At 58.8% G+C, this 12,145-nt stretch carries 9 protein-coding genes; all 9 read right to left on the bottom strand.

Features of this window, described 5'->3' with window-relative positions; genetic code table 11:
- Nucleotides 1-2: 2 nt before the first annotated feature.
- Nucleotides 3-1,022, bottom strand: coding sequence for an arginine/ornithine succinyltransferase subunit alpha (aruF, locus tag DBR44_RS08455; RefSeq protein ID WP_124643640.1), 1,020 nt, complete (start codon nt 1,020-1,022; stop codon nt 3-5).
- Between the two features lie 106 nt (nt 1,023-1,128).
- Nucleotides 1,129-2,343, bottom strand: a complete 1,215-nt coding sequence (locus DBR44_RS08450) for an aspartate aminotransferase family protein (RefSeq protein ID WP_124643639.1) — start codon at nt 2,341-2,343, stop codon at nt 1,129-1,131.
- 423 nt (nt 2,344-2,766) lie between these two features.
- A complete protein-coding gene (gene pnp, locus DBR44_RS08445) occupies nt 2,767-4,914 on the bottom strand; it encodes a polyribonucleotide nucleotidyltransferase (protein WP_124643638.1) in 2,148 nt (715 codons plus the stop codon).
- A gap of 183 nt (nt 4,915-5,097) precedes the next feature.
- A complete protein-coding gene (gene rpsO / locus DBR44_RS08440; protein ID WP_103523461.1) occupies nt 5,098-5,367 on the bottom strand; it encodes a 30S ribosomal protein S15 in 270 nt (89 codons plus the stop codon).
- A gap of 80 nt (nt 5,368-5,447) precedes the next feature.
- Nucleotides 5,448-6,371, bottom strand: coding sequence for a tRNA pseudouridine(55) synthase TruB (gene truB / locus DBR44_RS08435; RefSeq protein WP_124643637.1), 924 nt, complete (start codon nt 6,369-6,371; stop codon nt 5,448-5,450).
- Nucleotides 6,368-6,796 carry a 30S ribosome-binding factor RbfA gene (gene rbfA / locus DBR44_RS08430; protein WP_124643636.1) on the bottom strand — a complete coding sequence of 143 codons (429 nt, stop codon included), beginning with the start codon at nt 6,794-6,796 and terminating at the stop codon, nt 6,368-6,370. The genes truB and rbfA overlap by 4 nt, the downstream gene beginning before the upstream one ends.
- 135 nt (nt 6,797-6,931) lie before the next feature.
- A complete protein-coding gene (infB, locus tag DBR44_RS08425) occupies nt 6,932-9,874 on the bottom strand; it encodes a translation initiation factor IF-2 (RefSeq protein WP_124643635.1) in 2,943 nt (980 codons plus the stop codon).
- Between the two features lie 39 nt (nt 9,875-9,913).
- Nucleotides 9,914-11,392, bottom strand: a complete 1,479-nt coding sequence (gene nusA / locus DBR44_RS08420; protein ID WP_103523458.1) for a transcription termination factor NusA — start codon at nt 11,390-11,392, stop codon at nt 9,914-9,916.
- 51 nt (nt 11,393-11,443) lie between these two features.
- Nucleotides 11,444-11,872 (bottom strand): ribosome maturation factor RimP, encoded by a 429-nt coding sequence (rimP, locus tag DBR44_RS08415; protein WP_059286748.1) that lies wholly within the window; start codon nt 11,870-11,872, stop codon nt 11,444-11,446.
- Nucleotides 11,873-12,145 lie beyond the last annotated feature (273 nt).

The following is a 12,145-nucleotide window of genomic DNA, read 5'->3' as shown; positions in this document are numbered from 1 at the left end:
CCTCAGCCTTGCTGCAAACCGACGACGCGCACAGTGTCACCACTGCCCACACCCAGGGCCTGGGCCGCGTCGGGGTTGATGAAGGCCACGCCATCGACCACCGCCACCCGTATGGCTGCGGCGGCAAAGTCGCCTACCTGTTGATTGCATACCAGATGCACGCTGGCCTGGGCCGGCAGGCTGGCCGCCACCTCGACCGGATAGCAGCGATTGCGCTCCAGTGTCTGCAGGCGATCCAGCTCGGCAGTCAGCACGGCACCCCCATCGAAGATGTCGATGTAGTTGTCGGCCTCGAAACCCTCCGTGGTCAGCAACTGACAGGGCCGCTCGAAATTGGCATGAATCTGGCCGATGGCGTTTTGCGCATCATCCGGCAACAAGGGTACATAGATGGGGTAGCTGGGCATCAGCTCGGCAATGAAGGTCTTGCTGTGGCCGACAAAAGCCTGCTCCACCTGCAGGAAATCCATATTGAAGAAGCGACGGCCAATGGCGTTCCAGAATGGCGACTGACCGGCATCGTCGTGAATGCCCTGCATCTCGGCAATGATGCGCCGGCCAAAGCGCGCCCGTGCCGTGGCAACAAACAGCAGGCGGGCCCGCGACAGCAATTCGGCCGCAATGGGCTCCAGTGCAGCATCGGCATAAAAGCCACATAGCTGCACCATGCCGGTGAGGTCGTGGCAGATGTTCAGCACATGCACGCGGTTGTTCACCTTCAAGGTGCGCGAGGCATGGACGAAGGTTTCGCTGCGGTAGCTGTAAAAGGGCTCGTCAAAGCCGGCACAGGCGCTGATGGAGGCGGTGCCGACCACTTCGCCGGCCGACTCCAGCACGAACATATAATATTCGCTGCCGGTTTCGGCGGTGGCTTCAAACTCGAAGGACGACGCAGACTTCTGGATGCGTTCGAACAGCTTGTCGCGGTTATTGGGCAAGCTGGTCACACCGATACCACTGGCAACGGCCAGGCGTTCGATGGCCGGCAGATCGGCAGTGCGGACGGGGCGCACGATAAACATGGGAACCTCCCTCTGGGGGAAAGCCGCTACGCCGTAGCACAGGCGCAGCCGTACCCGCAGCCCCGGAAAACCCGGGCTGCGGTGTCTCTTGCTGGGGAAAACGGGCTTACTTGGCGGCGACGAGTTCAGCCACAGCAGCATCAAAGCGCTGCAGGGCTTCATCGATATCGCGCTCTTCCACCACCAACGACGGTGCCAGACGCACAACATTCAAACCAGCAACCAGCAGCAGCAGTTGATGCTTGCTGGCGGCGTTGACAAAGTCCTTGGCGCGGCCGGCATATTCATCAGTCAGCACGCAGCCGAGCAGCAGGCCCATGCCACGTACTTCCTTGAACACCTGATACTTGGCATTGATGGCATTCAGGCCATCACGCAGACGCTGGCTCTTGGCGCGTACGCCGTCCAGCACTTGCGGGGTGTTGACGATTTCGATGACCTTGAGCGCAACGGCAGCGGCCAGCGGGTTGCCGCCATAAGTCGTACCGTGGGTGCCCACGGAGAAGCTCTTGGCAATTTTATCGGTAGTCAGCATGGCGCCCACCGGGAAACCGCCGCCCAGCGACTTGGCGCTGGACAGGATGTCCGGGGTCACACCGTATTCCTGATAGGCATACAGCGAGCCACTGCGGCCGACGCCGGTTTGCACTTCATCAAAAATCAGCAGGGCATTGTGCTGGTCGCACAGTTCGCGCGCGGCTTGCAGGAAAGCCTTGTCGGCCGGCAATACGCCACCCTCGCCCTGCACCGGTTCAATGACCACGGCGCAGGTCTTGTCGTTGATGGCTGCCTTGAGCGAATCAATATTATTGAATTCGAAGTGGCTGATGCCGGCCGGCACCGGGGCAAAGCCCTCGGTGTACTTGGGCTGGCCACCCACGCTTACCGTGAACAGGGTACGGCCGTGGAAGGAGTTCTTGCAGGAAATGATTTCATTCTTTTCCGGGCCGAAATGGTCGGCGGCGTACTTGCGCGCCAGCTTGAAGCAGGCTTCGTTGGCTTCGGCACCAGAGTTACAGAAGAAGGCACGGTCGGCAAAGGTGGCGGCAGTCAGTGCCTGTGCCAGTTTCAGCACCGGCTCGTTGGTGAACACATTGGACACATGCCACAGCTTGCCGGCCTGTTCGGTCAGCGCAGCCACCAGTTGCGGGTGGCAATGGCCCAGCGAATTCACGGCGATACCACCGGCCAGATCAATGAATTCGCGACCATCCTGATCCCAGACGCGGGAGCCCAGGCCCTTGACCGGAATAAAAGCCGCCGGGCCGTAGTTGGGTACCATGACCTGGTCGAAATCAGCGCGGGTGATCGAATTGCTCATCTTTACAGTTCCCTTCCTGCAGAGTCCTCCGCTCCTGCCTGTGGTCCTGGGCAGAAAACGGCATTGTTATGATTTAATACGCTTGAAATGATTCTAATCGAATCACCAAGCCAACCCATATCCGGTTTGCGACATCAGCTTATAAAATTACTTGACCTATCTCAAAGCAGACAAATCAGCACAATCCACATTTTTTTCAATCACTTGCAGCACATTCCACCGCTAGCGACCCGGCATTCCGGTCCGATAAGTCAATTTATCTGACCCACACTGCTGCAATGGCGACATGCAACAACAGCTTGCCGGCCAGCACTCCCCCGCCATGACCTCCGCTACACAAGCAGCAAAACCATCATGCCGGTACGCTACAGGCGTAAAAAAGCCCGCATTGCTGCGGGCTTTCTTGTTTCCGGCAAAGCGGAATTACTGCTGGGTTTTCAGACCAAAGGAGTCGGCGGTTTCGCGCGCGACCTTGGATTCATCTTCCAGCAGGGCCTTGATGGACAGGCGGATACGACCGCGATCATCCATTTCGATGGCCTTGACCTTAACGATCTGACCTTCCTTCAGGTAGTCGGACACATTCTTGATGCGCTCGTTGGCGATCTGCGAAATGTGAACCAGACCATCCTTGCCCGGCAGGATGGAAACGATGGCGCCAACGTTGTTGTCGAGAATCTTCACCACGGTGCCTTCGTAGATCTTGCCTACTTCGACTTCAACGGTGATTTCCTCGATGCGCTTCTTGGCAGCTTCGGCACCTTCGCCGGAGATGGAGGCGATGGTGATGGTGCCATCTTCATCGATGTTGATCTCGGTACCGGTGTCCTTGGTGATGGAGCGGATGGTTTCGCCACCCTTACCGATCACTTCACGGATTTTCTCCGGGTTGATCTTCATCACGTACAGACGCGGAGCGTGGGCGGACAACTCTTGCGGGCCATCCACGGCTTCCTTCATCAGACCCAGGATATGCTCACGGCCTTCCTTGGCCTGAGCCAGGGCAACCTGCATGATTTCCTTGGTGATGCCCTGGATCTTGATGTCCATCTGCAGCGCGGTGATGCCTTCGGCAGTACCGGCCACCTTGAAGTCCATGTCGCCCAGGTGATCTTCATCACCCAGGATATCGGTCAGCACGGCAAAGCGGTTGCCTTCCAGGATCAGACCCATGGCAATACCAGCCACGTGCGCCTTAAGCGGCACACCGGCGGACAGCAGCGACAGGCAGCCACCGCAAACCGAAGCCATGGAGGACGAACCGTTGGACTCGGTGATTTCCGATACCACGCGCATGGAGTAACCGAATTCGGTTTCCGGCGGCAGCACGGCGATCAGCGCGCGCTTGGCCAGACGACCGTGGCCGATTTCACGACGCTTCGGCGGGCCCATGCGGCCGGCTTCACCGGTGGAGTACGGCGGGAAGTTGTAATGCAGCATGAAGCGTTCGGTGTACTCACCGGCCAACGCGTCGATGATTTGCTCATCTTGCTTGGTGCCCAGCGTGGTCACCACCAGACCCTGGGTTTCGCCACGGGTAAACAGGGCGGAACCATGGGTACGCGGCAGGACATTGCTGCGAATGCTGATCGGACGCACGGTGCGGGTGTCGCGACCGTCGATGCGCGGTTCGCCGGCCAGAATCTGGCCACGTACGATTTCCGCTTCCAGACCCTTGAAGATACCCTTGATCTCGTTAGCCTTCAGGGTGTCGGTTTCTTCATTGATCAGCGCAGCCTTGACGTCGCCCCAGGCTTCGTTGATGGCCACGGTACGGGCTTGCTTCTGACGCAGGCGGAAGGCTTCGGCCAGCTTGGCACCGGCAATGCCGCGCACCTGGGCGATCAGCTCTTCGTTCTGTACCGGAGCGGCCCAGTCAAACATCACCGGGTTCACTTCGTCAGCCAGTTCGTTGATGGCCTTGATGGCGGACTGCATTTGTTCGTGACCGAACACTACAGCACCCAGCATCACGGCTTCGGACAGTTCCTTGGCTTCGGATTCCACCATCAGCACGGCACGTTCGGTACCGGCAACCACCAGATCCATGGCGGAAGTCGCCAGTTCGGTCTTGGTCGGGTTGAGAATGTACTCACCGTTGGCGTAACCCACGCGGGCGGCACCGATCGGGCCAGCAAACGGCAGGCCGGAGATGGCCAGCGCAGCGGAAGCACCAATCATGGCCGGAATGTCGGAATCCACTTCCGGGTTCAGCGACAGCACGGTGGCCACGATCTGCACGTCGTGATAGAAGCCTTCCGGGAACAGCGGGCGGATCGGACGGTCGATCAGGCGGCTGGTCAGCACTTCCTTCTCGGACTGCTTACCTTCGCGCTTGAAGAAGCCACCCGGGATCTTGCCGGCAGCGTAGGTACGCTCCAGGTAGTCAACGGTCAGCGGGAAGAAGTCCTGGCCCGGCTTGATATTTTTGCCGCCAACAACGGCTACCAGCACCACGGTTTCATCAACGGATACAATAACGGAGCCGGAAGCCTGACGCGCTACTTCGCCGGTTTCCAGGGTAACGGTCTGGTTACCATACTGAAACGATTTGGTAATTTTATTGAACACAGGGCATCCCTTAGTCAAAATATGTTTTTTCAAGCTGAAAACACAACGGGAACCCCTAAAAATTCAGACCGACCGCGATCAAAATTTCTAGAGGCTCCCCCCGTTGTCACAGTAATACAGCGTGCTTGAAGGCCAGCGTGAAAAAGTCGCAGACTTGCTGCGACTTTTTCAAACCTGAACCAATTACTTGCGCAGACCCAGACGGGCAATCACGGCGCGGTAGCTGTCAGCATCAGTGCGCTTGAGGTAGTCAAGCAGACGACGACGACGGCTAACCATTTTCAACAGACCACGACGGCTGTGGTGATCCTTGGTGTTGGCCTTGAAGTGCGGGGTCAGATCGTTGATACGAGCGGTCAGCAGTGCGATTTGCACTTCGGACGAACCGGTATCGCCTTCCTTGTGTTGGAAGTTTTTAACGATTTCTGCTTTTTGGGTGGCGGTCATTGCCATTTTGGGTAACTCCAAATCAGGTAAGGATCTTGCGATCCGACAAGTGCAGCGAGCCGGTTGCCCAACCCATCCGCACTTCGCTAGCAGGCTGCCTGTTTGACAGCCAGCAGTCTGATCGGGTGCAGCATGTCATCATCACGCACCTCGGCCAGACCAAGAAATTCCGCATTTACATCGCTGTAAACCCGGAAGCGCGTCATTTTCTCACAGTTGCTGGCAAAACGCACGGCCTGTCCATGAATAAAACGCCCGACCATGGCTTCATCCAGCGTGGTGGCGGGAAAATGTTGCACCAACACATCAGCAGGCAGCAGCAAAGCCTCGCGCCCGGCCATGTCCAGTGCCTCGACTGCCGCCAGGGTATGCGCCTCGGACAGCTGAAAGCCACCGGTGGTGGTGCGGCGCAAACCGGTCAGGTGGGCAGCGCAACCCAGTGCCAGCGCAATGTCTTCTGCCAGGGTACGTATATAGGTGCCCTTGCTGCACAAAACATCGATCACCGCCTCGACACCGTCAAAGCTGATCAGCTTGAGCGAGTGGATGGTGATGCGGCGCGGCTCGCGATGGATTTCAATGCCTTCGCGGGCATATTCATACAGCGGTTTGCCCTGGTGCTTGAGCGCCGAATACATCGGCGGCACCTGGCTGATCTCGCCGACAAACTGCTGCATCACCTGCAGCAGGCCTGCCTCATCAAAGGCAATCGGACATTCACGAATGACATCGCCTTCGATGTCACCGGTCGTGGTGGCCGCACCAAAGCGCACCGTGGCGCGGTAACCCTTGTCCGCATCCAGCAGATAGGAGGAAAACTTGGTCGCCTCCCCCAGGCACATCGGCAACAGGCCAGTGGCCAGCGGGTCCAGCACGCCGGTATGGCCGGCCTTGGCCGCATTGAGCAACCAGCGCGCCTTTTGCAGCGCATTATTGCTGGAGATATCGTAAGGCTTGTCGATCAGCAGCACGCCATCAATCTGGCGGCGGTTGCTGCGCGGCTTGCTCATTCCTCGCTACCTTCCTGCTCTTGTGCAGCTGTTGCGCTCTCGCCTTCACCTGCACTAAATTTCTCGGCATCTTCACGCGCCACCTGATTGATCAGGCTGGTCATGTGCATGCCGCGCGATACCGATTCGTCATAGACAAAATGCAATTGCGGCGTGGTGAACATCTTGATGCTGCGACCCAGCTCGGAGCGCAAGAAACCGGCGGAGTGATCCAGTGCTTCCTGGCTGACTTCGCGGGTTTTTTCATCCATCACGGTGTAGAACACCTTGGCGTGAGAGTAGTCACGCGTCACCTGCACGGCGGTAATGGTGATCCAGCCCACGCGCGGGTCTTTCAGACCGGTACGGACCAGTTCGGCCAACTCGCGCTGAATCTGCTCAGCAATACGGTCGGAGCGGGAGAAACCTTTTCTGGCTTTGGCCATGATTTCCATCCTGTCGGTATAAAAGCGGCCAACAGCCAGCCGGGCAGATACCCGGCCTTGTGTCAGCCGCCTTGAATGCAAAAGGCGAGCGCCTTCGAGCCTGAGCCCGAAGCGCGCCCGCCGGGGAGCTGCCGCTTACAGCGAGCGAGCCACTTCCACGATTTCGAAAGCTTCCAGTTGGTCGCCTTCCTGGATGTCGTTGAAGTTCTTCAGCATCAGGCCACATTCGTAACCCTGCTTCACTTCCTTCACGTCGTCCTTGAAGCGCTTCAGCGAGTCCAGTTCGCCGGTATGCACCACCACGTGGTTGCGGATCAGACGGATCGAAGCGCTGCGCTTGATCAGGCCGTCGGTCACCATACAACCCGCGATATTGCCTACCTTCGACACCGGGATCACCTGACGGATCTCGACAGTACCCAGGATTTGTTCCTTCTTCTCCGGAGCCAGCATGCCGGACAGGGCTGCTTTCACCTCGTCTACTGCATCGTAGATGATGCTGTAGTAACGGATGTCCACGCCTTCGTTTTCGGCCAGCTTGCGCGCAGCGGCGTCAGAGCGGGTGTTGAAGCCGATCACGATGGCCTTGGAGGCAATCGCCAGGTTGATGTCCGATTCCGAGATACCACCCACGCCGGAGTGCAGGATGCTGACACGCACTTCGTCGGTGGACAGTTTCTGCAGGCTGCCGGCCAGGGCTTCGTAGGAACCCTGCACATCGGCCTTGATGATGATGGACAAGGTTTGCACCTCACCACCGCCATCGGCCATCTGGGCAAACATGTTTTCCAGCTTGGCGGCCTGCTGCTTGGCCAGACGTACGTCACGGAACTTGCCCGCACGGAACAGGGCGATTTCACGCGCCTTGCGTTCGTCGGTCAGCACCATGGCATCTTCACCGGCTTGCGGCACGTCGGACAGACCCAGAATTTCTACCGGGATGGCCGGGCCAGCGGTGTCGATGGCCTTGCCGTTTTCGTCCATCATGGCGCGAACGCGACCAAATGCCGTACCAGCCAGGACCACATCGCCCTTCTTCAGGGTACCGGACTGAACCAGCAGCGTGGCAACCGGGCCACGACCCTTGTCCAGACGGGCTTCCACGATGATGCCCTTGGCCGGGGCTTCGATCGGTGCATTCAGCTCCAGTACTTCAGCCTGCAGCAGGATGGCTTCCAGCAGCGCATCGATATTGGTGCCCTGCTTGGCAGAGACTTCGATGAACTGGGTATCGCCACCCCAGTCTTCCGGCACCACTTCGTGCGAAACCAATTCCTGACGGATGCGTTCTACATTGGCACCCATCTTGTCGATCTTGTTGACCGCCACCACCATCGGCACCTTGGCAGCCTTGGCATGGTGAATGGCTTCAATGGTCTGCGGCATCACGCCGTCGTCGGCAGCCACGACCAGCACCACGATGTCGGTCGCCTTGGCACCACGAGCACGCATGGCGGTAAACGCTTCGTGACCCGGGGTATCCAGGAAGGTGATCATGCCGCGCGGGGTTTCCACGTGGTAAGCACCGATGTGCTGGGTAATGCCACCGGCTTCGCCCGCAGCCACTTTGGCGCGACGAATGTAGTCCAGCAGCGAGGTTTTGCCGTGGTCGACGTGACCCATGACAGTTACTACCGGCGGACGCGGCAATACAGCCACTTCCACTTCTTCGCCTTCCGGCTTTTCCAGGTAGGCTTCCGGATCATCCGCCTGTGCCGCACGCGGCTTGTGGCCCATTTCTTCCACCACGATCATGGCGGTTTCCTGGTCCAGCACCTGGTTGATGGTCACCATCATGCCCATCTTCATCAGGACCTTGATCACCTCGACGGCCTTGACGGCCATGCGGTGAGCCAGATCGGCTACGGAGATGGTTTCCGGCACCAGCACTTCATGAATGATGGGTTCGGTCGGGGCCTGGAAAGCATGCTGATTGTTCTGCTTGTGCTTGCCCTTGCCACCGCGGGATTTCCAGTCGCTGCCGGCATCGCCGCCCTTGGTCTTCAGACCACGGCCCTTCTTGCCTTCTTCCCAGCGCTCGTTACCCTTCTTGGCGCCGCCCTTCTTGGCATCCGGACGACCGGCTACCGTAGCAGGAACGACCGGGGCACCCGGCGCTGCAGCCGGACGCGGGCCACGGTTGTCAGCACCAGCCGGACGCGGACCACGATTGTCGACACCAGCCGGGCGCGGGCCACGGTTGTCACCAGCCGGACGCGGACCACGGTTGTCGCCAGCCGGGCGCGGGCCACGGTTGTCGCCAGCCGGACGCGGACCACGGTTGTCGGCACCAGCCGGACGCGGGCCACGCTCATCACGGCGCTCGTCGCTGCGCGCTTCAACCGGCTTCGGTGCTTCAACCGGCTTGGGAGCCGGTGCCGGTGCCGGTTGCTGGGCAGCCAGACGAGCAGCCTGACGGCGCTCTTCACGTTCGATCTTTTCGCGCATCAGCTCTTGCTGACGGGCACGGAAAGCAGCCTGACGCTTTTCTTCCGCTTCACGGGAGGCTACTTCTTCCGGCGACAGAATGGAGGCCACGGTGCGTACCGGAGCCGGAGCCGGCTTGGCAGCAGGTGCAGCTTCCTTGGCCGGGGCTTCCGCAACCGGAGCTACCGGTGCGGCGGGCTTGGATTCCACCTTGGGTTCAACCTTTACTTGCGGTTCCGGCTTTGCTTCCGGCTTGACTTCAGCCGGCTTGGTCTCTGCCGCCGGAGCGGGGGCAGAAACAGGTTCGGCGGCCTTGGCTACCGCAGCGGCAACCGGCGCAACTTCCGCCGGAGCAACTGCCGGACCATCTTCCGGGCGAACCACGACACGCTTCTTGCGCGTCTCCACTTTTACCGTACTACCGTCTGCGGTCTTGATTTCACTGGTGGACTTGCGGGTCAGCGTAATACGCGACTCATCACGGGCGCCATGCGAACGCTTCAGGTAGTCAAGAAGCTGGGATTTATCCTGCTCAGAGAGCGTATCATCCGGCGCGCGCTTGGCCACACCCGCTGCACGAAGCTGTTCCAGCAATCGTTCAGGCGTGAGGTTCAGCTCACCGGCAAACTGTTTTACATTCGTCAATACCATGCGTCTTCCCAAATTCCGTAAATACTTCCCGAAGAAGCCTTACTGGTTGAACCAGTGTTCGCGCGCTTTCATGATGATTGCACGTGCAGCTTCAGCTTCAATGCCGGTCATGTCCACCAGATCGTCGACGGCCAGATCGGCCAGATCATCTCGCGTGGACACGCCGTTTTCGGCCAACTTGCGAACCAGTTCGGCATCCAGACCCTCGATATCCTTCAGGTCTTCGGACACACCTTCGACTTTCTCTTCGGACGCAATGGCCTGGGTGAGGATGGCGTCACGTGCACGGCTACGCAGCTCATTCACCAACTCCTCGTCAAAACCGTCGATCTCCAGCATCTCGGCGATCGGCACATATGCCACCTCTTCCAGGGTGGCGAAACCCTCTTGCACCAGAACAGTGGCAGTTGCTTCATCCACGCTCAGGCACTTGACGAACAGATCACGCAATTGCGCGTCTTCCGCCTGGTGTTTCTCTTCCGCTTCGGTAACCGTCATGATGTTCAGGTACCAGCCGGTCAGCTCGGCAGCAAGCTTCACGTTCTGGCCACTGCGACCGATGGCCAGCGCCAGCTGGTCTTCCTCGACCACCACATCCATGCTGTGGTTGTCTTCGTCGATCATGATGCGGTTGACTTCGGCCGGGGACAGCGCGTTGATCACGAACTGTGCCGGCTCCGGTGCCCACAACACGATATCGATACGCTCGCCAGCCAGTTCCTGGGTCACGGCCTGAACGCGGGAGCCGCGCATGCCGATGCAGGTACCTTGCGGATCGATGCGGGCATCGTTGGCCTTGACGGCGATCTTGGCACGCAGACCGGCATCGCGGACGGCTTCCTTGATCTCCAGCAGGCCTTCTTCGATTTCCGGCACTTCCAGTTCGAACAGCTTGATGATGAACTGGCTGGAAGTACGCGACAACACCAGCTGCGGACCACGACCCATGCGGTCGATGCGCAGCAGGAAGGCCTTGACGCGGTCACCCACGCGCAGGTTTTCCTTCGGAATCATCTGATCGCGAGGCAGTACGGCTTCCAGCTTGCCGCATTCGATGATGGCATTGCCACGTTCGATACGCTTGATGGTGCCACTGACCAGATGTTCGCGACGCTGCAGGAACTCGTTCAGCAGCTGTTCACGCTCGGCATCGCGGATGCGTTGCAGGATGACCTGCTTGGCAGTCTGCGCACCGATGCGGCCGAATTCGACCGCTTCCATCGGCTGTTCGATCACGGCACCCACTTCGATGCGCGGATCATCATCACGCGCGTCGGTGATGGTGAGTTCACGGCTTTCGTTTTCGATCAGCTCGTTCTGCACCACCGTCCAGCGGCGGAAAGTCTGGTACTGCCCGGTATGGCGGTCGATTTCGACACGCACATCCATTTCGTCATCGGTAAACTTCTTTTTGGTTGCCGAAGCAAGCGCCATTTCAAGGGCGGAAAAGACCACGTCCTTGCTGACGTTCTTCTCGCTTGCCAGGGCATCAACCAGCAACAAAATCTCGCGACTCATGCATTCCTCCGAATTTTTGTCCTTATGCGTGGCGTCAGAGCCCGCCTCCGCTCAAAACTCAGGCTCTAGCCTGGCTTTGTCGATATTGGTCAGGGCAATTGCCACGATGCGGCCGCCGTCCACTTCCAGTTTGACGGCGCCATCTTCAACCCCAGCAAGACGACCGGCAAACTTCTTTTGCTGCTCGACCGGCATGCGCGTCTTGATCTTGGCAAGCTGTCCGGCAAAGCGCACGAAGTCGGCCTCTTTCTTGAGAGGACGATCCAGCCCCGGGGAGGAAACCTCGAGCCGTTCGTAATTAACGTTTTCAACCGTAAACAGACGGGTAAGGTGGTTGCTTACCAGCACACAGTCTTCCACCGTGATACCACCGGGCTTGTCCATAAACACGCGATAACCGCCACCCTGGGTCATTTCGAAATCGACCAGCTCATAGCCTAGACCTGGCAGGGTGTTTTCCAGCAGCAAACGAACATCCATTGCTTCTTTCCACAAATAAAAAATGGGCGAAACGCCCATCCCTAAACATCGCGATTGTAACCCATTCCCGCGAAAAAGAAAACCGAAGCCTGTCAAGCCCCTACCCGCCGCCACAGCGCGCAGGTCCTGCGCTTTGCGCGAGTTTTTTACATACTGTAAATTAGCCGCAACCCGACGAAGTGCGGGTATATAAGAACGGGCGCAATGCCCGGTCGAAAATTCAGAAACAAATATATAGAAGACGCTCGCCTGCACGACAACTGCCGGCGCGGC

It is taken from the genome of Aquitalea sp. FJL05, assembly GCF_003852595.1.
Lineage (GTDB): Bacteria > Pseudomonadota > Gammaproteobacteria > Burkholderiales > Chromobacteriaceae > Aquitalea > Aquitalea aquatilis.
The sequence above is the reverse complement of the archived record's forward strand: the minus strand, read 5'-3'. Positions and strand labels throughout refer to the sequence as shown.